Raw genomic sequence first — 24,716 nt, 5'->3', positions numbered from 1 at the left:
CCCGCCGGATTCCGGCGGGCCCGTCAGCGTGGGGGAGCGGCGGTCAGGAGTTGTAGAGGGCAGCGCCGATGATCATGCCGATGATCGCCCCGGCCACGCTGGCGACGGCGGCGTACCAGCCGAGCGGCTTGTCGCCGAGCACGGCTCCGACGATCCCCAAAATCAGGCCGGCGAGGCCGAACAGCGGCGGCAGGAACAGGATCGCGATGACCGCGAAGACGAAGCCCAGGATGGTGCAGATGCGGGCGGCGCCGCTGCGCGGGCGGGCGGTGGTGTGCATGTCGGCCATGTCTGCCTCCGGTGGGTGAGAGCCTGCGTTGCCAGGCCGACCTCTACCCACTGTGGCCGTTCGTCACGCCTCGGCGCCCGAGCGTCCACGCGGTCACCCGTCCGATGCGGAGGGCGGAGGGGTGCTCAGTGGAAGACCTTCAGGCCGACGACGCCGGCGACCACCAGCAGCAGGCAGGCGATCCGGGGCAGGTTGGCCGGCTCGTCCAGCGCGAGCATCCCGACCAGGGCGGTGCCGACCGCGCCGATGCCGACCCAGACGGCGTAGCCGGTGCCGACCGGGATCTCGCGCAGCGCGTACGCCAGCCCGACCATGCTGAGCACCAGGGTCACCGCGAAGACCACCGACGGGACGGGCCGGCTGAAGCCGGCGCTGCGGTCGAGGGCGATCGCCCACGCCGTCTCCAGGAGTCCGGAGACCACCAGCACGATCCAGGCCATGGCAGATCACCTCTGGGTCAGCGCCCGGACCGCCGGGGCCGGGACGAGTTGGTCGTTCACCTCGGGGCGTCTTTGCCTGACCGGGTACGCCCTCGACTCGTCCGGGACGGCCCTCGGGCCGCCGGGACCGACGGTAGCACCGGCGGGCGGCGCGCGGGGTGAAGCGGGCCACCCTCCGTTGACCTCAACTTAACTTCAGCTTGCAGTATGGGTGTATGCCGCTGCTCTTCTCCGATGCCGAGGTCACCGCCGCGCTGGACGCCCCCACCGCGGTGGCGGCGATGCGGGACGCCCTGCTCGCCGCGCACGCCGGCCGCCTGGTGGCCCCGCCCCGGGCCGCCGCGCCGCTGGACGGGGGCCGGATGGTGCTCACCGCCGGGCACCTCACCGGCGAGTGGTACGGCTTCCGCTCGTACGACACCTTCGGGCACCCGCAGAGCGAGCAGGTGGTGGTGCTGCACGACGGGCGTACCGGGGCGGTGCGGGCGGTGGCCGTGGGGGAGGAGCTGGGCTCCCGGCGCACCGGCGGGCTCGGCGGGGCCGCCGTGGCCGCCCTGGCCCGCCCGGACGCCGCCACCCTGGGCGTGATCGGCTCGGGCCGGCAGGCGTGGACCCAGGTCTGGGCCGCCGCCGCGGTCCGCCCGCTGCGCGAGGTGACCGTGCACAGCCGCTCGGCCGCCCGGCGGGAGGCGTTCGCCGCCCGGGTCCGCGCCGAGCTGAACGTGCCGGCGCGGGCGGTGGACTCGGCGCGGGCCGCCGTGGCCGGCCGCGACGTCGTGGTGCTCGCCACCACCAGCGTCACCCCGGTGCTCGACGCCGCCGACCTCGCCCCCGGCACCCACGTCAACGCGGTCGGCTTCAAGCAGGTCGACCGGCACGAGTTCGGCCCGGACCTGCTGGACGCGGCGGACCTGCTGGTCACCGACTCGCCGGCCCAGGCCGCCGCGTACGACCCGCCGATGCTCGCGGCCCTGCCGTCGTACGCCGGGCGGCTGCGCGACCTGGGCGCGGTGCTGGCCGGCGCGACGCCGGGCCGGACCGGCGCGGACCAGGTCTCGCTCTTCTGCTCGACCGGCCTGGCCGGCACCGAGGTCTTCCTGCTCGACCGCCTCGTCCGGGTCGCCGCCGCGACCGTCTGACCGGCGTGGCGTCCGTCACCCGCCGGCGACGGGTCGTCGGTCGGGGCCCCTCCGCCACCGGCATCCGGCGGCCGGGCGCCCCTGCGCGCCGGGCGGGCGTGCGTGGGGGTCGCGGACGGCCCGGTACCCTCGGATGGTGTCTGCCACCTCCCCTACCGCCGACGGCCGCCGCGTCGCCCTGCTGACGCTGGGCTGCGCCCGCAACGAGGTCGACTCGGAGGAGCTGGCCGCCCGGCTGCACGCCGACGGCTGGCAGGTCACCACCGACGGCGAGGGCGCCGACGTGGTGGTCGTGAACACCTGCGGCTTCGTCGAGAAGGCGAAGCAGGACTCGATCCAGACCCTGCTGGCCGCCGCCGACACCGGCGCGAAGGTGGTCGCCGCCGGCTGCATGGCCGAGCGGTACGGCCGCGAGCTGGCCGACAGCCTCCCCGAGGCGCAGGCGGTGCTCAGCTTCGACGACTACCCGGACATCGCCGCCCGGCTGGACGCCGTCGTCGCCGGCGAGCGGATCGGCGCGCACACCCCCCGGGACCGCCGCGAGCTGCTCCCGCTGACCCCGGTCTCCCGCCGGGACAGCGCGGTGTCGCTGCCCGGCCACGGCACCCCGGCGCGGGGCGTCACCGAGACCGACGAGCACACCCCGGCGCACCTGCGCCAGGTGCTGCGCCGTCGGCTCGACACCGGCCCGGTCGCCTCCCTGAAGCTGGCCAGCGGCTGCGACCGCCGCTGCGCGTTCTGCGCCATCCCCGCGTTCCGCGGCGCCTTCGTCTCGCGTACCCCGGACGAGCTGCTCGCCGAGGCGGAGTGGCTGGCCAAGACCGGCGTCCGCGAGCTGGTGCTGGTCAGCGAGAACTCGACCTCCTACGGCAAGGACCTGGGCGACCCCCGGGCGCTGGAGAAGCTGCTGCCGCAGCTCGCCGCGATCGACGGCATCGTCCGGGTGCGGGCGAGCTACCTCCAGCCGGCCGAGACCCGGCCCGGCCTGGTCGAGGCGATCGCCACCACGCCCGGCGTGGCGCCCTACTTCGACCTGTCGTTCCAGCACTCCAGCGAGCCCGTGCTGCGGCGGATGCGTCGTTTCGGCTCCACCGACCGCTTCCTGGAGCTGCTGGCCGGCGCCCGGGCGCTGGCGCCCGAGGCCGGCGCGCGGAGCAACTTCATCGTCGGCTTCCCGGGCGAGACCCGCGCCGACTACCAGGAGCTGGTCCGTTTCCTGACCGAGGCGAGGCTCGACGCGATCGGCGTGTTCGACTACAGCGACGAGGACGGCACGGAGGCCGCCGGGCTGCCCGGCAAGGTCTCCGCCGCCACCGTCAAGCGCCGCTACGACAAGCTCAGCGCGCTCGCCGACGAGCTCTGCTCGCAGCGGGCCGAGGAGCGGCTCGGCTCCACCGTCGAGGTGCTGGTCGATTCCGTCTCCGAGGGCGTGGTCGAGGGGCGGGCGGCCCACCAGGCCCCCGAGGTCGACGGCTCGACCACCCTGGTGGCACCGGTCGGCGGCGGGGTGGACCTGGCCGCGCTGCGCCCGGGCGACCTGGTGCGGGCGACGGTGACGGGCACCGAAGGGGTGGACCTCGTCGCGGTCCCGGATGAGATGATCTCGGCTGCGCCCGGCGCGGCACGGTGACGGCGGGCCCGGACGGAGCGGGGGAGCCACGTGGTGGGGTGCCAGGTGCGCCGCGGCGGCCGGAGCGGGGCTCGGCGGTGACCGGTGCGGCGGACCCGACGCCGGCGCCGGTGGTGGCCCGGGTGCCCGTGCTGAACGCGGCCAACGCGCTCACCGCGCTGCGGTTGGTGCTGGTACCGGTCTTCGCGGTGTCCGTGGTCGTCTCGGGGATGCACCACGCCGGCTGGCAGATGGTCGCCTGCCTGATCTTCGCCGTCGCCTCGGCGACCGACCTGGTCGACGGCTGGATCGCCCGCCGGTTCGCCCTGGTCACCTCGGTCGGCAAGGTCGCCGACCCGATCGCCGACAAGGCGCTCACCGGCGCCGCGCTGCTGCTGCTGTCCTGGTACGACCGGCTGCCCTGGTGGGTGACGGCGGTGATCCTCGCCCGCGAGCTGGGCATCACCGCGCTGCGCTTCTGGGTGATCCGGCACGGGGTGATCGCCGCCAGCCGGGGCGGCAAGATCAAGACTGCGCTCCAGATCCTCGCGATCGCCTGGTACCTGTGGCCGATGCCGGACGCCCTCGCCGCGGTCGGCCCGTGGATCATGGCCGCGGCCGTCGGGGTCACGGTGGTCACCGGCTTCGACTACGTCGCCCAGGCGCTCCGCCTGCGCCGTCCGGCCGCCTGACCCGCCCTCGGCCACACCCGACGGCGTTCCGGAGATCCCAGTGCCCCCACCCGCGTGACCACCTCGGGTCGGGGAGGACGAGTAGGGCCTGCGGTGCGGGGAAAGGATCTGGGGCATGGAGAGCGACGCGGACGGCGCGCGGCCGGTGGGAAGCCCGGCGGCGGGCGTGGTGCACAGCCTGGCCGAGCGGCACGAGACCCTCGCCACGGTCGAGTCCCTGACCGGCGGGCTGCTGGCCGCCTCGATCGTGGAGATCGCCGGGGTGAGCGGGATCTTCCGGGGTGGGCTGGTGGTCTACGCCACCGAGCTGAAGTCGCAGCTCGCCGGTGTGCCGGACGACCTGCTGGCCGACCGGGGGCCGGTCGACCCGGACGTGGCGGTGGCCCTCGCCGAGGGCGGGCGGCGGCGCTGCGGGGCCGACTGGGGCCTGGCCACGACCGGGGTGGCCGGCCCGGAGCCGCAGGACGGCAAGCCGGTCGGGCTGGTCTACGTGGCGGTGGCCGGACCCGACGGTACCGACGTCCGCCGGTTCGACCTCGACGGCGGGCGTGACCACATCCGCTCCGCCGCGGTCGTCGAGGCGCTGCGGCTGCTCGCCGAGCGGATCCACGGCGCGGACTCCGGCGCGGTCGACGGCGGGCGGGCCGACGCCGCCGGTGCCGGGCGGCGGTGACCCGACACCGCAATCCGGGAGACGGGGTGGGATGTCGGCGGGGCCGGCAACGGGTACGGTTGCGGGAAGGCTCCGACGGTCGGAGCCGGCGCGACGTGTCGGCCGGCCGTGCGGAACAGTGGTGTCCCTCAGGGGAGGTGCGAATGGTCCTGCTACGCCGGGTTATCGGTGACGCACTGCGGGCGCGCCGGCAGGGGCAGCACCGCACCCTGCGCGAGGTCTCCTCCGCCGCCAACGTCAGCCTCGGCTACCTCTCCGAGATCGAACGCGGCCAGAAGGAGCCGTCCAGCGAGCTGCTGGCGGCGATCTGCGACGCGCTCGGCGCGCGCCTGTCCGAGCTGCTGCGCGAGGTCAGCGACACGGTCGCGCTCGCCGAGCAGATGCCGGGCGTGCTCGTGCCGGTGCACGACGAGCCGGTCGACGCCGCCGGTGTGCGCAAGGCCGCCGGCCGGAGCGTCCACCAGGTCAGCGCGGACGGCAAGGTCGCCGTCCAGGTCCGCCAGGACTCGCCGCTGAAGGCCACCCTGCGCACCTCCCGGGTCCGCGGGGGCGACCGCGACGTGGTCTGCGCCGCCTGACCCGCCGCTCGCTCGCGTCCGTGGTCGCTGTGGCGACCGCCGCGTAGGGTTGATCTCGGACGGCGTCGGCGCTCGCTCCGCTGGCCGGTACGGATGCCCCGGTGGCGTCCGGCTGGGACGATGGAGTCACTGCCGCGCCACAGCCGGCCGGTCCCGCCCGGTCCGGTCCAGGCGGAGCGACGCTACTGAGGGGATACCGCGCAGATGGCGAACCCGTTCGTCAAGGGTTGGAAGTACCTGATGGCGCTGTTCGGCGCCAGGATCGACGAGCACGCCGATCCCAAGGTGCAGATCCAGCAGGCCATCGAGGAGGCGCAGCGCCAGCACCAGGCGCTCGTCCAGCAGGCCGCCGCCGTGATCGGCAACCAGCGTCAGCTGGAGATGAAGCTGTCCCGCCAGATGTCGGAGGTCGAGCGGCTCCAGGCCAACGCCCGCCAGGCCCTGGTCCTCGCCGACCAGGCGCGCGCGAAGGGCGACGAGGCCGAGGCCAACCGCTACGAGCAGTCCGCGCAGACCCTGGCCACCCAGCTGGTCTCCGCCGAGCAGGCCACCGAGGACCTGAAGACCCTGCACGACCAGGCGCTGGGCGCCGCGGCCCAGGCCCGCCGGGCGGTCGAGAACAACTCCATGATCCTCCAGCAGAAGCTCGCCGAGCGCACCAAGCTGCTCAGCCAGCTCGAGCAGGCCAAGATGCAGGAGAGCGTGGCCCGCTCGCTGGAGTCGATGTCCGCGCTGACCGCCCCCGCCAACACCCCCTCGCTCGACGAGGTGCGCGACCGGATCGAGCAGCGCTACGCCACCGCGATGGGCCGCGCCGAGCTGGCCGGCAACTCCGTCGAGGGCCGGATGCTGGAGATCCAGAAGGCGACCCTCGACTCGGCCGGTTCCGCCCGGCTGGAGCAGATCCGGTCGAGCATGGCCGGCGAGCAGCTCGGCGGCAAGCAGGAACGTCCGGCCGTCGCGCGTACGGAGCCCGCCGCGCCGGCCGCCGACCCGGCCGCTGCCGCGCGGCTGGACGAGATCCGGGCCAGCATGGGCCGGGAACGCGGCACCGGGGACACCACCGCCGCCGGCTGAGCGGTCAGGTCGAGGAGGCAGCAGAGGTGGCAGACGAGCGCACGCGGTACTTCCGGCGGCTGGGACGGCTGCGGCGGTCCGCCCGCCGGTGGAGCGTCACGGCCGGTGGCCTCGGCGGCGCCGCCGCCGTGCTGACCCCGTACGCCGGGCTCGGACTACCCGACGCGGCCTGGGCGGCCGGAGCGGGTGGCGCGCTGGTGCTCGCCGCCTGGCGCTGGGTCGACCTGCGCGCCCTGGCCGCCCGGCCGGCGCCGCCGGCGCTCGACCCCACCGAGGCCGCCGCGCGCTCCCGCGCCCGGCTGGTCGCCGCCGTGGAGCGGCTCCCCGCCGGCCCCGGCGTGCTGGCCGAGGTGCGCCGGGTGCGCTCCCGGGTGGCGCTGCGCGGCACCAGCGCCGCCGAGCCGTGGGCCCGGCTGGACCGGGCCGCCCTCACCCTCGCCGGGATGTCCGGCCGGCTGACCGGGCTGGCCGAGCCCGCCGTGCTGGAGGCGGCCGAGGCCGACCGGTCGCTGCGGGACCTCGCCGGCCGGGTGGCGAGCGTCGAACGCGCGCTGCGGCTCGCCCCGCCCGACGCCCGGCCGCCGCTGGCCGAGGCGCACCGGGCGCTGACCGGGCAGCTGGAGCAGGGCGTCGCCGCGTACGAGCGGCTGGTGGTGGCCGCCGCCGGCTACGTCGCGGAGGACGCGCGCCCCGACGCCGACCACCCGGCCGCCTCCCGCCTGACCGAGGCCACCGACCTGCTGCACGGGGTGGCCGGGGCGCTGGCCGAGCTGCGCGGCGTCAACGCGCCGCTGCGCACCCCCTGACCAAGCCCGCTCGACCGCGCCCGAATTCCGCACCTTGCCCGAATTCCGCACCGCGCCCGAGGCCCCACCGCTACCGGCGCCCCGCACCGCGCCCGCGTCCCGACGACGCGCCGCGGCCGCCGGGGTGCCGTGGTCACGGCGCCGCCGGTCCCCGGTCACGGTGGCGTGGTGACCGGCACCGGGCCGGTGAACGGCGAGCTGCCGACGACGTTGAACGACCGGATGCGGTAGTGGTAGGTGACGCCTCGCGCCAGGCCCGTGTTGGTGAACCCGCGGCCGGTGACGGTGAAGGTGGCCACCTCGCGGCTGAACGCCGGATCCAGCGCCCGCTGGACGATGAACCCCGCGCCCGGCCCGGTGGGCGTGCTCGCCGACCAGCCGAGGATGACCGTCGCCGTGTCCGGCCCGGGCGCCGTGGCGGTGGCGGTGATCCCCGTGGGTAGGCCCGGGGCGGGCGGCGTGGTCGCCCGGGCCACCGTCGACCACGGTGAGGCGGCCCCGAGATAGGTGGTCCGCACCCGGTAGTAGTACGTGGTGTCCGGGGCGACCGCCGCGTCGAGGTGGTTGTCGCCCACCCCGATCGCGGTGGTGCCCGGCCCGCTGCTGAAGGTCGGGTTGGTGGCCCGCTGCACGTCGATGCCGGTGGCGAAGGAGCGGTTGGTCCAGCGCAGCGCGATCCGCAGCGGCGCGGCCGGCGGGATCGCCGCGGTCAGCCCGGCCGGCGCGGCGAGCTGTACCGACGCCGGCACGCTGTTGGACCAGGTCGAGCAGCTCACCGCGTTCTCCGCCCGGATCCGGTAGTGGTAGGTCACCCCGGGGGTGACGGTGGCGTCGGTGTAGCGGGTCGCCGTCGCCGCCACGGTGATCGCGGTGAGGCCCGCCGTGAAGGCGGCGTCGGTGGCCCGCTGGAGCAGGTGGCTGGTGGCCGCCGGGCGGCTGCCGTTGCCCGTCCAGGCCAGCGCGATCGCCGGCAGCGCGGTCGCCGAGCCCGGGGCCGGGGTCGCGGTCAGCCCGGTCGGCGCCTTCGGGGAGACCCGCAGCACCAGCGGCCGGGTCATGCCCTGGTCGCGGTGGCCGGCGAGCTGGCTGTGCCAGTGGTACTCCCAGCCCAGGTTGACGAGCTGGTTCACCACCAGCGCCGGCCGGCCGTCGACCGGGCTGACGGGGGTCGAGCCGGTCCGGGCGCCGGCCGGCCGGGCCGGGTCGAGCAGCCGTACGCTGTCGCCGATCTTGAACGGCAGCGGCGGCGCGACGGGCCGCAGCGCGACGATCACGTCCTCCCTCGGGTTGACCCGGACCACCTGCTTCCAGCCCCGCTCGGCGGGGTGCGGCGGGCGGGTCGCGCCGTCCCAGCCGACCCGGTTGACCACCTGCACGTCGCAGGCGGCGAAGCGCACCGGCTGGGTCTGCCGGCTGTTGCCGCGGATCCGCCACAGCTGGGTGCCGTCGGCGGGCGCGCCCACGCCGACGGCCGGGTCGCTCACGTGCAGCACCTCGGTGGCCGGATCGGTCGGGCCGAGCGGCAGGGTGGCGGGGGAGAGCGGCCCGGCGTTCGGGTGCCCCACGCCCAGCCGACCCACGAGCCGCCCGTGATCCGGCTCGAAGACCTGCTGCACCGCCTTGTCCGCCAGCGGGAGGAGCACCGGGGCGGCCCCGGCGGTCGGGACGAAACTGACCGTGGTGGCGTGCACGGGGACCACCGTCTCCCGGCCGGTCCGGGTGCCGAACGCCGCGTCGTACGCCGCCTGCGGCACGATCGGCGGCTGCTGGCTGGCCGCGTACGCGCGGGGGAGCCGGTCCCGCAGCCGCGCCAGGTCGTACGGCGGCGCCGGGGTGCCGGCGACCCGGAACTGCAGGAGCGTGCGGGTGTTCGGCCCGTACCCGGGGCGGGTCGGCGGCGGGCCGCCCTCGGCGGTGCGGTCCGGGGCGCCCGTGTGGTGGTCGGCGCGCGGGTCGAAGCCGGGCAGCGGGGCCGGGCAGTCGTTGTAGAGGATCAGGGTGCCGCCCGGCGGCACGGTGGAGAAGTCCACCAGCACGTCGGCCGCCTCGCCGGGGGCGAGCAGCAGCGCGTGCCCGTCGACGTTGAGCACGGTCGGGTCCCGGCGGTCGTACCGGTAGCCGACCGGCCGGTTCGCCACGACCACCGGCGCGGGGAGCAGGCCGCACTCGTTGCCGATCTGGACCAGCTCCGGGCCGGCCGCGCGCGGGTCCGGCACCCCGCCGTCGCGCCCGTCCGTGGGCCAGCCCGCCGGGCGGCCCGGCGCGCGCACCGCCGCCACCATCGGGACCTCCCCGGCTTCCGCGTCGGCCAGGTCGCCCTCCGGGTCCCACATCGGCCCGTCGGAGCGGGCCCGGTAGAGCTGGAGGTTCAGGGCGCGGTCCAGGCAGGCGTTGAGCACCCGGAACCGGTACGTCCTCGGCTCGACCTCCAGGTACGGGTACGCGATCCCGTTGACGAGCATGGTGTCGCCGAACGCGTCCGGCACCGCCGACGGGTGCGGCACGCCGGGCGCCAGCGGCGGCTCGTCGGGGTCGGCGACCGGGTCGTGGTGCGGGTTCGGCACCGGGCCGGCCTCCGGCGTCCCGCGGTGCTCCCGGGGCCCGGCCTCCTCGGCCGTACGCGACCACGGGCCGTAGTCCCACCGGCCGGTCGGGTTCGCCCCGTCCGCCCGGTGCGGGTTCTGTCGGGGCTGGTAGACGTGCGGGTGCCAGAGGCTGCCCCGGGCGCCCCAGCGGTCCCGGTCCCAGGTCGGGTCCTCCCCGGCGAGCTGGGTGTCGTCCGGCACGAAGGTCTTGTCCTCGATCACCAGGGGCAGTTGGTCGGCGGGCAGCACGCCCTCGGCGACGAGTTCCTCCTCGGCCGGGTCGGTGAGCAGGTAGAGCGCGAGTTGCCCGGAGTAGACGGTCAGCCGGGCCAGGCCGACCGTGTTGTCGTGGAACCAGCACAGCCGGCCGCTCTGCTCGTTGGGGTAGTAGAGCGTGGTGGCGCCCGCGCCGGGCGGCGGCATGTCGGGGACGTGGGTCAGGCCGATCCCCGTCGGGTACGGGGTGATCTCGCCGGCCGGGGTCACCCACTGCCAGGGGTTGCCGGCGCTGATCCACCCGGTGTGCGCCCCCGCCAGGCGCAGCACCGCCCGGTTCTGCGGGTAGGGCGCGGGACCGTCGAGCGGGCCGGTCCCCGCGCCCTCGACGGTCGGGTCGACCGGCAGGAAGAGTTCCCCGGCCCGGCCGGTGGGAAGCTGGTTGATGAACTTGATCCGCACCGGGCGACCCCGGCGGGCCAGGATGACCGGGCCGAGATGCCAGGGGCGCCCGGCCGGCACGACGGTGTTGTGTCCGTTGGCGTCCGTGCCGAGGTTGAGCTGGCGGTAGCCACGCAGCCGGGTCGCCGGCAGGTCCCGGTGCAGCCGCTGCGCGTACTGCTCCAGGACGATCTCGTAGTAGTCGCAGCCCGGGTAGCTGACGGTGTCGGGCACGGCCACGGGCAGGTGCCCGCCCAGCTCGGTGCGGCCGAGCGGGCCGAGGCCGGGCAGCGCGTCGACGAACTTGCGGATGCCGGTGCCGGGCACCACCCGGCCGTCGGCCTCGACGGCAGGCAGCGGGCTGTGGGCGTAGTTCGGCACCGGGCCGAAGCAGCGCGGCACGGCGGCCGGGTCGAGGCTGGCCGGCGCCACGGCCGGCTCCTCCGGGCGGCGCGCCGAGGGGACGGGCCCCGTCGGCCGGGCCCCGTCGGCGGTGTCGTCCCCGGTGCGGGGCATCGCCCGCTCCGCCCACGGGATCCGGAGTCTGCGGAACAGGTCCATGGCTCTCCCCGGTCCGGGCGCGTGGGTCGCCACGGCGGCGTGGCGGCCCGGTCGCGCGTCGCTGACGATGCGTGAGGAGTCAACCGCAGCATGCGACGCGACGGCGGGGTTAGGAAGTACCCAATCGTCCGTATCTGTGGCGGGGACGCGACTTCCCGGCCCGGCGGCGGAGTGTCCCGTCCGACACGCCGCTCCCGCGGGCGACGCCCCGGCCGACGGCTCGCCGGCCAGCCACCCCGCGCCCGCCCGACTGGCGCGACCCGGCGGCGGTCGGGCGAGGGCGGGTGCCGGGCAGGCGGTCGGGCCTCGGCGCGCCCCGGCGCCGGAGCGTCCTCAGTCGGCCGGGCGTTCCGGCTGGCAGACCGGGCACCAGTAGGTGACCCGCTCGCCCAGCTCCTCCTTGCGGATCGCGGTGCCGCAGCGACGGCAGGGCTGGGCGCGCCGCCCGTAGACGTAGCTGGTCTGCCCGCGGTGCAGCGACCCGGTGGTGCTCTGCGTCCAGCGGCCCCGGTTGGCCGCGAGCAGCCGCTGCGCCAGCGCGACCACGCCGGCGAGGTCCGGCACCGCGCGCACCGGCGTCCACGGCGAGACGCCGCGCAGGAAGAGGATCTCGCACTTGTAGAGGTTGCCGACGCCGGCCAGGTTGCGCTGGTCCAGCAGTGCCTCGCCGATGGTGGCGTCCGGGTGGGCGGTCAGCCGGCGCACCGCCTCGTCCGGGTCCCAGTCCGCGCCGAGCAGGTCGGGGCCGAGGTGGCCGACCAGCGCGTCCTCCTCGGCGGTGGGCACCAGCGCCAGCTCGTGCAGGTGGTAGCCGACGGCCACCGCCTGGGGGGTGCGCAGCACCACCCGGATCAGGTGCGCCGGCCGGGCCGTCCAGCGTTCCCCCGGGGCGTACGCCCGCCACGCGCCCTCCATCCGCAGGTGCGAGTGCAGCGTCCAGCGCGCCCCGCCGCCGTCCGGGCCGTCGGCGTCGCCTCCCGGCGGGCCGCCCGTCGCCGGTGGGCCGCTTCCCGGCGCGGCGTCCGTCGCCGGTGCGCCGCTTCCCGGCGCGGCGTCCGTCGCCGGTGCGCCGCTTCCCGGCGCCTGGCCCGGCGGGGCGACGAGGCGGAGCAGCAGGTGCTTGCCCCGGCTGGCCGACTCCCGCACCGTCCAGCCGGCGAGGTCGGTCGCGGCGAGCTGTGGCACGCGGAAGTCGCTGCCGGTCAGGCGGGCGCCCGCCAGCGCGCGGTGCAGGACGCGGGCGGTGTTCCAGACGGTGTCGCCTTCGGGCACCCGTCCATCCTCCCTCGCCCGAGCGGTATTCGCATGTGTCGCTATTTGTAGTGAGGTTCCCATTGATCTCCCGACAAGAGCAGGATCAGGGAGTTCTGAGGAGAATGCCCATGAAGATGCCGCGACGTCGTTTCCCCGCCGCCCTCCTGACCGCCGTCCTCGCCGCCGCCGTCCTGCCCGCCCCGGCCCCCGCGCTCGCCGCCGGAGGCGGCGAGCGGTGGACCACCGACCTCTCCCGCGTCGACGGTGACGACGTCAACGTCCGGCACACCCGAGCCGGGCTCCGCCTGGCCGACCCCCGCCCGGTGGCCGCCCGCCCGCCCCGCAGCGCGGCCACCGAGGGGACGTTCCTCGCCGCGCCGCGCACCCTGGCCCGGCCCGCCACCCGGGTCCGCGCCGAGATCACCGCCCGGGCCGCCGCCGGCGCGACCGTGGAGGCCCAGGTGCGGGGCTGGCGGACGGGCGGCTGGACCGAGTGGCGCGACGCCACCGACGGAGCCGTCTTCGACCGCCCGGTGAGCCGGGTGCAGGCCCGGCTGGTGCTCGGGACGCGCCGGTCCGGCGCCACCGTCGAGGTGCGCGCCCTGCGCCTCACCGCCGACACCGCCGACACCGCCGCCGCCGTCACCGCCGCCACCCCCGGCCTCACCTACCGGGTGTACGCGACCCGGGTCGGCCTGGTCGGCGAGCTGACCGCCAACGGGCACACCATCGTCCCCCGCGACCACTTCGTGGCGCTGCCCTCCCGGCGCGGCCTGGCCCCGCCGAACACCGGCGACTACACCGTCCGGGTGTGCACCACGAGCGGGAGCCGCTGCGAGTACGCCCCGGTCTGGGACGTCGGCCCCTGGAACACGCGGGACGACTACTGGAACCTGAGCGCGGTGCGGGAGAACTGGAAGGACCTCCCGCGGGGCCGGCCGCAGGCGCAGGCCGCCTACCAGTACGGCTACCACGGCGGGCGGGACCAGTTCGGCCGGGTGGTGTTGAACCCGGCCGGCATCGACCTGGCCGACGGCACCTTCTGGGACGGGCTGCAGCTGAGCACCAACGCCTGGGTCGACGTGGCGTACCTGTGGACCGGGGCGGGCCCGCGCGGCGTGGTCGGCGACGGCCCGCTCAACATCCGCGCCGGCGCGGGCACGGCGTACGCGGCGCGCGGGCTGGCCGCCCGGTACGCCAACGTGCCCATCCAGTGCTACGTGACCGGGCAGACCGTCGCCGGCCCGTACCGCACCACCAGCCGGTGGAACCGCCTCGCCGCCGGGCAGTACGTCAGCCACGCGTACGTCTCGGCGGTCTACGGCGGCACGGTTCCGCCCTGCTGACCCGCGCCTTCCCGTCGGGCCGGGGCCGGCTCCGGCCCGACGGTCAGCCGGCGGCGACCCGCAGCAGGTCGCCCGGCGCCACCGTGAGCAGATCGACCGCCCGGCCGCCGTTGACCGCCACCGCGACCAGGCCGGCCGAGTCGGCGTGCACCACCAGCCCGCCCGCCGGGGCGTCGCCGAAGGTGCGGCCGTGCACGGCCGCGCGCCCGGCTCCCGGCTCGAAGTCCGGCCGCACCCGCACCCGGGCCGGCAGTGGCGCCAGCAGGTCGGCCGGCGCGGCCAGTTGCACGTTGCCGAAGTGGTCCACGGTCAGCACCTCGGCGGTGAACCCGGCCGCCTCCGACCGGACCACCGGCGCCGGCAGCCGGACGAGCGTTTCCGGGTCGACGGCCGGGCCGGCCCCGGCCAGCGGCGCCCCGAGCGCCAGCCGCGCGGCCACCGGCGCGAAGACGTCCCGGCCGTGGAACGTGCTGGAGACCTCGGGCGCGAGCCAGTCCGGCGCGCTCAGCTCGACGGCCGCGGTCACCCCGCCCAGCGCCTCGGCGGCGTCGAGGAGCAGGCCGTTGTCCGGTCCCACCAGCAGCCCGCGCGGCGCGGCCAGCGCGACGCCCCGGCGGGTGGTGCCGACGCCGGGGTCTACCACCGCCACGTGCACGCCCTCGGGCAGGTGGGGCACGGCCTGCGCCAGCACCGCCGCGCCCCGGCGCACGTCGGCCGGCGGGACCAGGTGGGTCACGTCGATCACCCGGGCGGCCGGCGCCAGTCGGGCGATCACCCCGTGGCAGGCGGCCACGAAGCCGTCGGCGAGACCGTAGTCGGTGGTCAGCGAGATCCAGGGGGTGCGGTCCATGCCCGGCAGGTTAGCCGTCGGCGGCGAGCCGCAGCTCCAGGATCAGCTCGTCGTGCAACGGGATGCCGTCCTCGCCGACGACGGGGATGGCCGGCTTCAGCCTGCGGGCCCGGTCCACCGCGCCCCGGTCCACACCCACCAGCCGCAGCCCGCGCCGCTGGTAGAACCGCAGTGCCCGCAGGTTGTCGTTGGTGGTGACGAGCCACATCCGGGCGTGGCCCTCAACCCGGGCCACGTCCGCGGCGGCCGCCAGCAGCGCCGTGCCGGCGCCCCCGCCGGGCGTCGCCGCGACGACGCTGACGACCTCCAGCCCGTCGCCGTCGCCGTGGTGGGCCAGCGCCCCGACCACCGCGCCGGCGCCGTCGACCGCCACCAGCGTGGGCAGCGTACGCAGGTCGTAGCGGGTGTCGTGGGCGACGACGTACGGGCCGCCCCACTCGCGTTCGTGCAGCGCGTCGATCGCGGCGCGGTCGCTGGTCCGGGCCGGGCGGACGGCCACCCCGGTCATCGTCGGCTCCTCTCGTCGACCGGGTCGGGATCGTACCGCCGCCGCTGCGGGCGGGCACCGGGATTCCGGGTCGACCGGGCGCTGGCGGATATGGGACAGGGCACTGGCCGACCGGCCACTGGCCGGGGTGGGACCGGGTTGGGCAGACTGCCAGGGGTGACCAACCGGAGCCTGCCCGCCGTCGCGGTGCTCGTGATCGCCGCCGCCCTCACCGCCGCCTGCGGGGACGACGCGGAGGACGCCCCGCGCGCCGCGTCCCCGGCCGCCTCGGCGTCGGCCCCGGCCGCCGGCGCCCCGTCGGGCCCCACCGGGGTGCCCGGGACGGCCACCACGCCCGCCGCCCCGCCGACCGGGGCGGGCCCGGCCAGGCCGAGCCCCGGCGGCACCGAACGCCGCCCCGCCACCACGCCCCCGGTGGAGTTGCCCGTCCGGCCGACCGGGACGCCCGGCGCGCGGCAGGTCGTCGACGCGTTCAAGGCCGCCGGGCTGAGGGTGCCGAACCCGCGGGACCGGTCGGTCGACTGCGGGCCCGACGGGCTCGGCCTGGGCTGCTCCGAGCTGATCGCCACCGACGCCGTCACCGTCTACGTCTTCCCCGACGAGTCGAGCGCCAGCGACGTCGCGGAGACCTGGGGCGGTCAGTCCTTCCGGCGCGGCGCCGTGGTGCTCAACTACCTGGAGGCGAGGACGCCCGTGGCCGAGCGCGCCAGGTACGAGAAGGTCCTCACCGGACTGCGCTGACGCGCGGGCCCGGCAACCCCGCCGGCCCATCCGGCGTCGGACGCGGAGACCACTCCACCGGGGAGCCCCACCGAGGCGCGTTCTGCGCCGGCGCCACGTCCGGCAGCGGCCCGGGCGTGCTGGGCGCGAGCGGTTCAGCCGGCAGGCGTACCACGTCCGGCAGCGGCCCGGGCGTGCTGGGCGCGAGCGGTTCAGCCGCGCAGGCGCAGGCCGCGCGGGGTGGCCCGGAAGCCGGCGGCGGTGAGCGCGTCGCGCAGCGGCGAGGACCGCACCGCCTCGCCGTCGGCCCGCTCCACCGACATCGCCCCCAGCGCCCCGGAGTGCACCGCGTCGGCGAGCGCCTTGCCGGCCGCCGCCAGCGTGTCCGCGTCGTCGGTGAAGGAGAGGATGGTCCGCCCGCCGCGCTCGACATAGAGCACCAGGTCGCCGGCGACCAGCACCACCAAGGCTCCGGCCTTGCGCCCCGCCCGGTGCCCGGTCGCCGGGGCGGCCCCGTCGCCCGAGTCGACCACCCGTTCCGGCCACGGCAGCGCCGCGCCGTACGGGTTGGCCGGGTCCGTCGCGGCGAGCACCAGGGCCGGCCCGCCGCGCCCCCGCCCGCCGTCGGCCGGCTCCGCCAGCGCCCGGATCCGGTCCACCGCGCCCGGCACCGCGAACTGCGCCGCGCCCAGGCCCTCGACGAAGTAGCCCCGGCGGGCGGCGCCGCGCTCCTCCAGCGCGGAGAGCACCGGATAGACCGCGGCGAAGCCGCCGGCCACCTGCTCGGCCACGACCGCCCCGCGGGTCACCACGCCGTGCCGTTCGAGCAGCACGTCGGCCAGGGCCGCGGCCCGGCGTGTCGGGTCGGTGTCGCGCTCCGGCAGGCGTGACCAGCGGCCGGCGACGGTCGGCGGGCCGCCGCGGGTCGGCAGGGCCACCCGCCCCGGGCGGCGGTAGCGGGTGCGCGGCGCGGCCGGGCGGGACCGGTGCGCCCCGCCGCCGCCGAGCACCGCCCGCAGCGGAGCCAGGGTGTCGTTGGTGAGGTGGCCGGCCCAGACCAGGTCCCAGAGGGCGGCGGTCAACGCGGCGTCGTCGGTCGAGCCCACCCTGTCGGACAGCGACCGGAAGAACAGCGCCTGCCCGTCGCCGAGGGCGTCCAGCACCGCGTCGTGCAGCGGGGTGCGGGTCAGTGCCTCGTCGGGTGGGGGCAGCAGCAGCGGCGCGGCGTCCGCGTACGCGAGGGTGACCCAGCCGTCCCCGCCGGAGATCGCTCCGGAGCCCGCCCACAGCACCTCGCCGCTGGCGCACAGCTCGTCGAGCTGGGCGGGGGAATAGTCGGCGACCCGGCCGGGCAGCACGAGGCGCTCCAGCGCCGACGCCGGCACCGCCGCCCCCTGCAACTGCTCGATCGCGGCGGCCAGCGCCTCCACGCCGCGCGCCGACGAGCCGACCTGCTGCCAGCGGGGCAGGAACGCGGCCAGCGCGCGGGGCGGCACCGGCTCGATTTCCCGGCGCAGCGCGGCGAGCGAGCGGCGGCGCAGCAGGCGCAGCACCTCCGCGTCGCACCACTGGGTGCCTGCCGTGTCGGGCGTGAACTCGCCGGAGACGACCCGCCCCGTGGCGCCGAGCCGGCGCAGCGCCTGCTCCACCACGGCCACCCCGAGCCCGAACCGGGCGGCGCAGGTGCTGGCCGCGAACGGGCCGTGCGTACGCGCGTAGCGGGCGACCAGGTCCGCCAGCGGGTCGGCGACCGGGGCGAGGTACGCCTCTGCGACCCCGACCGGCAGGGCCACGCCGAGGGCGTCGCGCAGCCGGGCCGCGTCCTCGACACCCACCCAGCGCTCCTCGCCGGCGACGCGCACCCGCAGCACCCGGCGGGCGGCCGCCAGCTCGGTCAGCCACTCCGCGGGCGCGCCCCGCTCGGCCAGCTCCGCCTCGGACAGGTCGCCGACGACGCGGAGCAGCTCGACCACGTCCTCCGCGTCGTGCGGGCGGCGCTGCTCGGTCAGCCAGCGCAGCTGCCGCTCGGTCTCGGCCAGCACCGCGGGGTCGAGCAGCTCGCGCAGGTCGACGCGGCCGAGCAGCTCGCCGAGCAGGGCCGAGTCCAGCGCCAGCGCGGCGGCCCGGCGCTCGGCCAGCGGGGCGTCGCCCTCGTAGAGGAAGGCCCCGACGTAGCCGAACAGCAGCGACCGGGCGAACGGCGACGGCTGGGCCGTCTCCACCTCGACCAGGCGCACCTTGCGGGCGGCGAGGTCGCGCATCAGCTCGGCCAGCGCGGGCTGGTCGAAGACGTCCTGGAGGCACTCCCGGGCGGCCTCCAGGGTGACCGGGAAGTCGGCGTACTCGCGGGCGACGTCGAGAAGTTGGGCGGCCCTCTGGCGCTGCTGCCACAGCGGCTGGCGGCGGCGCGGGTCACGGCGGGGCAGCAGCAGCGACCGGGCCGCGCACTCCCGGAACCGGGACGCGAACAGCGCGGACGTGCCGACCGACTCCTCGACCAGCTGGGCGATCTCCTCCGGCTCGAAGACCACCACGTCGGCGCCCGGCGGCTCGTCGGCGGTGTCCGGCAGGCGGACGACGATGCCGTCGTCGGACGGCATCACCTGGGCGTCCACCCCGTAGCGCTCGGCGAGGCGGCGGCCGATCGCCAGCGCCCAGGGCCCGTTGACCCGGGCGCCCAGCACGCTGTGTACGGCCAGCCGCCAGTCGCCCAGCTCGTCGCGGAACCGCTCGACCACCACGGTGCGGTCGTCGGGCAGGGACCGGGTGGCGGCCCGTTGCTCGCGCAGGTAGGCCATCAGGTTGCCGGCGGCCCAGTCGTCGAGCCCGCCGGCCCGCAGCGCGGCGAGGGCGGCCTCGTCGTCCTGCCGCAGCAGGGCGCGCACCCGGGCCCCGATGGCCCGGCCCAGCTCGACGGGGCGGCCGAGCTGGTCGCCCTTCCAGAACGGCATCTTCGCCGCCTGCCCGGGGGCCGGGGAGACCAGCACCCGGTCGGGGGTGATCTCCTCGATGCGCCAGGACGAGGAGCCGAGCAGGAACACGTCGCCGACGCGCGACTCGTAGACCATCTCCTCGTCCAGCTCGCCGACCCGGGCGGCCCGTTCGGCGCCGGCCAGGAAGACGCCGAAGAGCCCCCGGTCGGGGATGGTGCCGCCGCTGGTCACCGCGAGGCGCTGCGCGCCGGGCCGGCCGGTGAGCGTGTCCGTGGCGCGGTCCCAGACGAGCCGGGGCCGCAGCTCGGCGAACGCGGTGGACGGGTAGCGGCCGGAAAGCATGTCGAGCACGGCGTGCAGCGCCGAGTCGGGCAGCTCGGCGAAGGGCGCCGCCCGGCGGACCACGACGGCCAGGTCGCCGACGTGCCACGGCTCCAGCGCGACCATGGCGACGACCTGCTGGGCCAGCACGTCGAGCGGGTTGCGCGGGTAGTGCAGCTCCTCGATGGCGCCGTCGCCCATCCGCTCGGCCACCACCGTGCAGGAGAGCAGGTCGCCCCGGTGCTTGGGGAAGACCACGCCCCGGGAGACCGCGCCGACCTGGTGCCCGGCCCGGCCCACCCGCTGCAGCCCGGCGGCCACGCTGGGCGGGGCCTCGATCTGCACCACCAGGTCGACCGCGCCCATGTCGATGCCCAGCTCCAGGCTGGAGGTGGCCACCACGGCGGGCAACTGGCCGGACTTGAGCGCCTCCTCGATGTGCTTGCGCTCCTCGCGGGAGACGCTGCCGTGGTGGGCGCGGGCGATCACCGGCGGCGCGCCGGCCACCCTGCCGGCCTGGGCCATCATCTCCGCCGGCGTGCGGCGGCCCGGACCGGCGGGACCGCCCCGCGCGCCCGTGCCCGGACCGGCGGCGCCGTCGCCCCACGTGCCGGCGCCCTGGGCCGGCGCGGCCCGGTCGTCCCCGCCGACGTCGGGGCCGGCCGGTTCCTCGGCGGCCAGCTCGTTCAACCGTGCGCAGAGCCGCTCGGCGGAGCGCCGCGAGTTGGTGAAGACGATGGTCGAGCGGTGGGCCCGGATCAGCGAGAAGACGCGCTCCTCCACCGCCGGCCAGATCGACGCCCGGCGCCGGCCGGGCCCGCCGAGGTCGTCCTCCGGCGGCTCCTGCTCGTCGAGGCGGGTCATGTCCTGCACCGGCACCTGGACGCTGACCTCGATCGTCTTGGCCGTGGGCGGCGCGACGACGTCGACGGGCCGGGCGCCGCCGAGGAAGCGGGCACACGCGTCGACCGGGCGGACCGTGGCGGACAGCCCGATCCGCTGCGCCGGAGCGGGCAGCAACTCGTCGAGGCGCTCCAGGGAGAGCGCGAGGTGTGCCCCGCGCTTGGTGCCGGCCACCGCGTGCACCTCGTCGACGATCACCGTCTCGACGCCGCGCAGGGAGTCACGGGCGGCGGAGGTGAGCAGCAGGAACAGCGACTCGGGCGTGGTGATGAGGATGTCCGGCGGGGTGCGGGCGAACGCGCGCCGCTCGTCGGCCGGGGTGTCGCCGGTGCGCATCCCCACGGTGATCTCCGGCGGGGCGATGCCGAGCCGGGTGGCGGCCTGCCGGATCCCGGCGAGGGGGGCGCGCAGGTTGCGCTCGACGTCGACCGCGAGCGCCTTGAGCGGGCTGACGTAGAGCACCCGGCACCGGTGCCGCCGGTCGGCCGGGGCCGGCTCGCGGGCCAGCCGGTCGAGCGACCAGAGGAAGGCCGCGAGGGTCTTGCCGGAGCCGGTCGGCGCCACCACCAGCGCGTTTCGGCCGGCGGCGACCGAGCCCCAGGCGCCGACCTGGGCGGCGGTGGGCGCGGCGAAGGCGGCGGAGAACCATTCCCGGGTGGCCGCGCCGAAACCCGCCATCGCATCCGTCACGCCGTCCATCCTGCCCCGGCGGTGTGACATCCGGCCGCCGGCGGACGCTTACTGTGTCCGGTCCTGGTTCATACGCGATGGTTGTGCCGTTGATTGCGTTAAGTCTTACTTAACTGCTTGCTTGCGGCACGCAACATAAAGTAACTTCACTCGGAGTCGGCCGGGGTGGAGGGGATCGGATGACCGTCGAGCAGCGGAGCTTCGAGCCCGGCACCGACGTGCTCATCCGCAAGGTCGACAGTCACCTCGCCGCCCTCCGCGCCGGACTGGCCGGCCCGGAGCTGGAGCTGGCCGAGCGGCTCGCCGCGGCGCTGCGGGAGCTGGTCGTCTCCACCGCCCAGGCCAGCGCCGCCGACCGGGGCCAGGTCCGCGCCGCGGTGCACTACTTCGTGCTGCGCCGGGAGAGCCGGGGCCGGCTGCTGTCGGTGCGGTCGCTCGCCGCCGCCCAGCGGGTGGTCAACAAGGTCGTGCTCCAGCTCGGCCGCCCCGACCTGCTGGTGGAGGTCCGCCGGGAGCGCCCGGCCCGGGAGACCGCCGTCCCCGCCGGCGACGTCGCCGTCGGCTGACCGCGCCGCACCGCGGGCGCGATGACCGGGGCGGCCGTGGTGGGGCCGACCGCGGCACCCGGCTCCGGCGAGAGGCGGTCGGCGCACGGATCGGACGAATTCCGGCAAAACGGCCCGGCGGGCAGTCATCTGGCGTCTGATCGCACCTAGGTGCCGGCCCACCTCCGGCGCGCGCCGCTGCCACCTCGACCGGGAGTGCGGGTGCTCGTACTGCTGATCCTCCACCTCGTGGCGGCCCTCGTGGCGCCGCTGCTGGTGCGGTGGTGGGGTCCGCGCGCCTGTTACCCGCTCGCGCTGGCGCCGGCCGCCGCCTTCGGCTGGGCGCTGGCCCGCACGCCCGCCGTCCGCGACGGCGGGGCGGTGGTCGAGACGTACCCGTGGATCCGGCAGCTCGGGCTCGACCTGGCGCTGCGGCTGACCACCCTGTCCTGGCTGATGACCCTGCTGGTCGGCGGCGTCGGCGCGCTCGTCCTCGTCTACAGCGCCCGCTACTTCGGCCCCGGGTCGGTCGGGCTGGCCCGGTTCGCCGCGGTGCTGGTGGCCTTCGCCGGGGCGATGCTCGGCCTGGTCCTCGCCGACGACCTGCTGCTGCTCTACGTCTGCTGGGAGCTGACGACGATCTTCTCGTACCTGCTGATCGGGCACAGCACGGAGCGGCGCGCGAGCCGGTGGGCGGCCGCCCAGGCGCTGATCGTGACCACGCTCGGCGGGCTGGCCATGCTGGTCGGGTTCATCATGCTCGGCGAGCACGCCGGCAGCTACCGGTGGTCGGAGATCGCCGCCGGTCCGCTGCCCGGCGGGGCGTACCTGGTCACGGCGGTGCTGCTGATCCTGACCGGGGCGCTGTCCAAGTCGGCGGTGCTGCCGTTCAACTCCTGGCTGCCGGTGGCGATGGCGGCGCCCACGCCGGTGAGCGCGTACCTGCACGCCGCCGCGATGGTGAAGGCCGGCGTCTACCTGATCGGGCTGCTCGCCCCGGTGCTGGCGGCCGTCGGCCCGTGGCGCCCGGTGGTGCTCGTCGCCGGCCTCGCGACCATGCTCACCGGCGGCTGGGCGGCGCTGCGGCAGACCGACCTGAAGCTGCTGCTGGCGTACGGCACGGTCAGCCAGCTCGGCCTGCTCGCGGTGGTCGTCGGGGCGGGCACCCCGGACGCCGCGCTGGCCGGCGCGGCCATGCTGCTGGCCCACGCCCTGTTCAAGGCGGCGCTGTTCCTCGTCGTCGGCATCGTCGACCACGGCGCCGGCACCCGCGACCTGCGGGAACTGTCCGGCCTGGGCCGGCGGGCGCCGCTGCTGGCCACCGTCGCGGTGCTCGCCGCCGCGTCGATGGCCGGCCTGCCGCCGCTGGTCGGCTTCGTCGCCAAGGACGCCGTGCTGGCCGCCTTCACCGACCGGCCCGCCGTGCTCGCCGTGCTGGTGGCCGGCACCGCGCTCACCGTCGCCTACAGCGCCCGGTTCGTCTGGGGCGCGTTCGCCACCCGGCCCGGCGTGGCACCGACCGGCGTGGGCCGCATCGCCGCGCCGCTGCTCGCCCCGCCGGCCCTCCTGGCCGTCCTCGGGCTGGTCGCCGGCCCCGCCGCCGGGATCCTCGACGCCCTGCTCAGCCCGTACGCCGAGCTGTTCGGCGCGGTCGGCGGGCACCTGGCGCTGTGGCACGGCCCCAGCCCCGCGCTGGGCCTCTCCGCCCTCGCCGTGGCCGGCGGCGCGGCGCTGCACGCGCTGCGCGGCCCGCTCGCCCCGGCGCTGGCCCGGCTGCACGTCCCGATCGGCGGCAACCAGGGGTACGAGTGGGTCATCGGCCGGTTCGACCGGCTGGCCATCGAGGTCACCGGCGTCACCCAGCGGGGCTCGCTCCCGCAGTACCTCGGGGCCATCCTGCTCGCGCTCGTCGTGCTGCCCGGCGGGGCGGTGCTGGCCACCCGCCCGTGGCAGGACCGGATCGACCTGTGGGACACCCCGCTGCAGGTCGTCGTGGTGGCCGTGGTCGCCGTGGCGGCGCTGCTCGCGGTGGGTGCCCGCCGGCGGCTGACGGCGATGCTGCTGGTCGGGGTGACCGGCTACGGCAGTGCGATGCTCTTCGTGCTCTACGGCGCGCCGGACCTGGCCCTGACCCAGTTCCTCGTCGAGACCGCCACCATCGCGGTGTTCGTGCTGGTGCTGCGCCGGCTGCCCCAGCGGTTCTCGGCCCGCCCGCGCCGGCGCCGCTGGCTGCGCCGGGCGATCGGCCTGGCCGCCGGTGTGGTGGCGGCCGGGTTGGCGCTGACCGCCGCGGCGGCCCGCCGGGCGCCGACCATCTCCGAGGCGTTCCCCGACCTGGCCGTCACCCAGGGGTACGGCCGCAACGTGGTCAACGTGACCCTGGTCGACATCCGGGCCTGGGACACGATGGGAGAGCTGGCGGTCCTGGTGGTGGCCGCGACCGGCGTGGCCAGCCTGGTCTTCCAGCGGTCCCGGACCGGGCCGCGGCCGCGCCGGCCGGAGCCGTCGGGCCGGGCGCGCCGGCCGGGCCGCCCGGTCTGGCTGCGCGGCGGCGTGACCCTGCACGAGCGGCACCGCTCCATCGTGCTGGAGGTGGTCACCCGGCTGATCTTCCACACCGTGGTGGTCTTCTCCCTGTTCCTGCTCTTCTCCGGCCACAACGCGCCGGGCGGCGGCTTCGCCGGCGGCCTGGTGGCGAGCCTGGCGCTCGTCGTGCGCTACCTCGCCGGCGGCCGTGACGAACTGGCCGAGGCGGCCCCGGTGGGCGCCGGCACGGTGCTCGGTGCCGGCCTCCTCGTCTCGATCGGCACCGGGGTGATCCCGCTGCTCGCGGGCGGGTCGGTGCTCGAGAGCGCCCGGGTCGACCTGTGGCTGCCGCTGATCGGCGACTTCTACCTGGTCACCTCCCTCTTCTTCGACGTCGGGGTCTACCTCGTGGTGATCGGGCTGGTGCTGGACATCCTGCGCAGCCTCGGCGCCGAGGTGGACCGGCACATCGAGGCGGCCGGCAGCTCCGCCGGCGGGCTGCGCGTCGACCGGGGAGGGGAGCGGCCGTGAGGCCGGGCGTGGAGGGGCCGACCCTGGTGCTGGTCATCGCCGTCGGGGTGCTGGTCGGCTGCGGGGTCACGCTGCTGCTGGAACGCAGCCTGACCCGAATCCTGCTCGGGGTCATCCTGCTCGGCAACGGGGTCAACGCGCTCATCCTGACGGGCGGGCGGGCGGGCGCCGCGCCGGTGGTCGGCGTCGCGCCCGCCGGCCGGCTGAGCGACGCGCTGCCCCAGGCCATGATCCTCACCGCCATCGTGATCACCTTCGGGCTGACCGCGTTCCTGCTGGCCGTGAGCTACCGAAGCTGGTATCTGACCGGCGACGACGAGGTGCCCGACGACATCGAGGACCGGCAGATCAGGCGGGCGGCAGAGCGCAACGAGGCGGCCGTCGCGGCCGACCTCGGCGGCGAGGGCCCCGACGCCGACCCCGAGCAGGTCGACCCCGAGCTGCCGCGCCGGCTCCGGCCCGGGGACGGTCCCGGATGACCGG

The 24,716-nt window shown here is 76.7% G+C and carries 18 protein-coding genes, 1 pseudogene and 1 riboswitch; of the genes and pseudogenes, 12 read left to right on the top strand and 7 right to left on the bottom strand.

Annotated elements, in window-relative coordinates; genetic code table 11:
• Positions 1-43 precede the first annotated feature (43 nt).
• Both ACGF7U_RS09745 and ACGF7U_RS09740 read right to left on the bottom strand, forming a co-directional pair.
• Positions 44-289, bottom strand: coding sequence for a hypothetical protein (locus ACGF7U_RS09745; RefSeq protein ID WP_393104828.1), 246 nt, complete (start codon positions 287-289; stop codon positions 44-46).
• Between the two features lie 125 nt (positions 290-414).
• Positions 415-729 carry a DMT family transporter gene (locus tag ACGF7U_RS09740; RefSeq protein ID WP_393104826.1) on the bottom strand — a complete coding sequence of 105 codons (315 nt, stop codon included), beginning with the start codon at positions 727-729 and terminating at the stop codon, positions 415-417.
• A gap of 60 nt (positions 730-789) precedes the next feature.
• A riboswitch (guanidine-III (ykkC-III) riboswitch) is annotated at positions 790-855 on the bottom strand.
• A gap of 89 nt (positions 856-944) precedes the next feature.
• Between ACGF7U_RS09740 and ACGF7U_RS09735 the strand changes: the two genes are divergently transcribed.
• From ACGF7U_RS09735 to ACGF7U_RS09705, 7 genes are all read left to right on the top strand, one after another.
• Positions 945-1,868, top strand: a complete 924-nt coding sequence (locus ACGF7U_RS09735) for an ornithine cyclodeaminase family protein (protein WP_393104824.1) — start codon at positions 945-947, stop codon at positions 1,866-1,868.
• A 133-nt stretch (positions 1,869-2,001) separates the two neighbouring features.
• Positions 2,002-3,498 (top strand): 30S ribosomal protein S12 methylthiotransferase RimO, encoded by a 1,497-nt coding sequence (rimO, locus tag ACGF7U_RS09730; RefSeq protein WP_393104822.1) that lies wholly within the window; start codon positions 2,002-2,004, stop codon positions 3,496-3,498.
• A 77-nt stretch (positions 3,499-3,575) separates the two neighbouring features.
• Positions 3,576-4,169 carry a CDP-diacylglycerol--glycerol-3-phosphate 3-phosphatidyltransferase gene (pgsA, locus tag ACGF7U_RS09725; protein ID WP_393104820.1) on the top strand — a complete coding sequence of 198 codons (594 nt, stop codon included), beginning with the start codon at positions 3,576-3,578 and terminating at the stop codon, positions 4,167-4,169.
• Positions 4,170-4,284: 115 nt separating this feature from the next.
• Positions 4,285-4,842 (top strand): CinA family protein, encoded by a 558-nt coding sequence (locus tag ACGF7U_RS09720; protein WP_393104818.1) that lies wholly within the window; start codon positions 4,285-4,287, stop codon positions 4,840-4,842.
• A gap of 143 nt (positions 4,843-4,985) precedes the next feature.
• Positions 4,986-5,420 (top strand): helix-turn-helix domain-containing protein, encoded by a 435-nt coding sequence (locus tag ACGF7U_RS09715; protein ID WP_393104816.1) that lies wholly within the window; start codon positions 4,986-4,988, stop codon positions 5,418-5,420.
• A gap of 204 nt (positions 5,421-5,624) precedes the next feature.
• Complete coding sequence (locus ACGF7U_RS09710; RefSeq protein WP_393104814.1) at positions 5,625-6,497, top strand: PspA/IM30 family protein; 873 nt, start codon at positions 5,625-5,627, stop codon at positions 6,495-6,497.
• A 26-nt stretch (positions 6,498-6,523) separates the two neighbouring features.
• The gene (locus ACGF7U_RS09705) at positions 6,524-7,303 is read left to right on the top strand and encodes a hypothetical protein (RefSeq protein ID WP_393104812.1); all 780 of its coding nucleotides are present in this window, start codon (positions 6,524-6,526) and stop codon (positions 7,301-7,303) included.
• A gap of 155 nt (positions 7,304-7,458) precedes the next feature.
• Here ACGF7U_RS09705 and ACGF7U_RS09700 read toward each other — a convergent pair whose 3' ends face one another.
• On the bottom strand, positions 7,459-11,106 hold the full coding sequence (locus ACGF7U_RS09700; RefSeq protein WP_393104810.1) for a hypothetical protein: 3,648 nt from the start codon (positions 11,104-11,106) through the stop codon (positions 7,459-7,461).
• Positions 11,107-11,439: 333 nt separating this feature from the next.
• Entirely contained in the window at positions 11,440-12,378 is a 939-nt protein-coding gene (locus ACGF7U_RS09695) for a zinc finger domain-containing protein (RefSeq protein ID WP_393104808.1), read from the bottom strand.
• Positions 12,379-12,488: 110 nt separating this feature from the next.
• Here ACGF7U_RS09695 and ACGF7U_RS09690 point away from each other — a divergent pair, with 110 nt between their 5' ends.
• The gene (locus ACGF7U_RS09690; RefSeq protein ID WP_393104806.1) at positions 12,489-13,706 is read left to right on the top strand and encodes a hypothetical protein; all 1,218 of its coding nucleotides are present in this window, start codon (positions 12,489-12,491) and stop codon (positions 13,704-13,706) included.
• Positions 13,707-13,749: 43 nt separating this feature from the next.
• Here ACGF7U_RS09690 and ACGF7U_RS09685 read toward each other — a convergent pair whose 3' ends face one another.
• Positions 13,750-14,556, bottom strand: coding sequence for an S-adenosyl-l-methionine hydroxide adenosyltransferase family protein (locus ACGF7U_RS09685; protein ID WP_393104804.1), 807 nt, complete (start codon positions 14,554-14,556; stop codon positions 13,750-13,752).
• Positions 14,557-14,566: 10 nt separating this feature from the next.
• Entirely contained in the window at positions 14,567-15,064 is a 498-nt protein-coding gene (locus ACGF7U_RS09680) for a GNAT family N-acetyltransferase (protein ID WP_393104802.1), read from the bottom strand.
• A gap of 156 nt (positions 15,065-15,220) precedes the next feature.
• Here ACGF7U_RS09680 and ACGF7U_RS09675 point away from each other — a divergent pair, with 156 nt between their 5' ends.
• Positions 15,221-15,805, top strand: a complete 585-nt coding sequence (locus tag ACGF7U_RS09675; RefSeq protein ID WP_393104800.1) for a hypothetical protein — start codon at positions 15,221-15,223, stop codon at positions 15,803-15,805.
• A gap of 191 nt (positions 15,806-15,996) precedes the next feature.
• Here ACGF7U_RS09675 and ACGF7U_RS09670 read toward each other — a convergent pair whose 3' ends face one another.
• Positions 15,997-20,640: an ATP-dependent helicase gene (locus ACGF7U_RS09670; RefSeq protein ID WP_393104798.1), complete on the bottom strand. Its 4,644-nt coding sequence runs from the start codon at positions 20,638-20,640 to the stop codon at positions 15,997-15,999.
• A gap of 170 nt (positions 20,641-20,810) precedes the next feature.
• On the opposite strand from ACGF7U_RS09670, the pseudogene ACGF7U_RS09665 reads away from it, so the two are divergent.
• The 3 genes and pseudogenes from ACGF7U_RS09665 to ACGF7U_RS09655 all read left to right on the top strand — a co-directional run bounded on the left by ACGF7U_RS09665 (position 20,811) and on the right by ACGF7U_RS09655 (position 24,712).
• Positions 20,811-21,222, top strand: a pseudogene (locus tag ACGF7U_RS09665) (hypothetical protein).
• 176 nt (positions 21,223-21,398) lie between these two features.
• Positions 21,399-24,233: a Na+/H+ antiporter subunit A gene (locus ACGF7U_RS09660; RefSeq protein WP_393104796.1), complete on the top strand. Its 2,835-nt coding sequence runs from the start codon at positions 21,399-21,401 to the stop codon at positions 24,231-24,233.
• Positions 24,230-24,712: a Na(+)/H(+) antiporter subunit C gene (locus tag ACGF7U_RS09655; protein ID WP_393104795.1), complete on the top strand. Its 483-nt coding sequence runs from the start codon at positions 24,230-24,232 to the stop codon at positions 24,710-24,712. The genes ACGF7U_RS09660 and ACGF7U_RS09655 overlap by 4 nt, the downstream gene beginning before the upstream one ends.
• Positions 24,713-24,716 lie beyond the last annotated feature (4 nt).

It is taken from the genome of Micromonospora sp. NPDC047670, assembly GCF_043204915.1.
GTDB lineage: Bacteria > Actinomycetota > Actinomycetes > Mycobacteriales > Micromonosporaceae > Micromonospora.
This window is presented reverse-complemented; position numbering and strand designations above follow the sequence as displayed.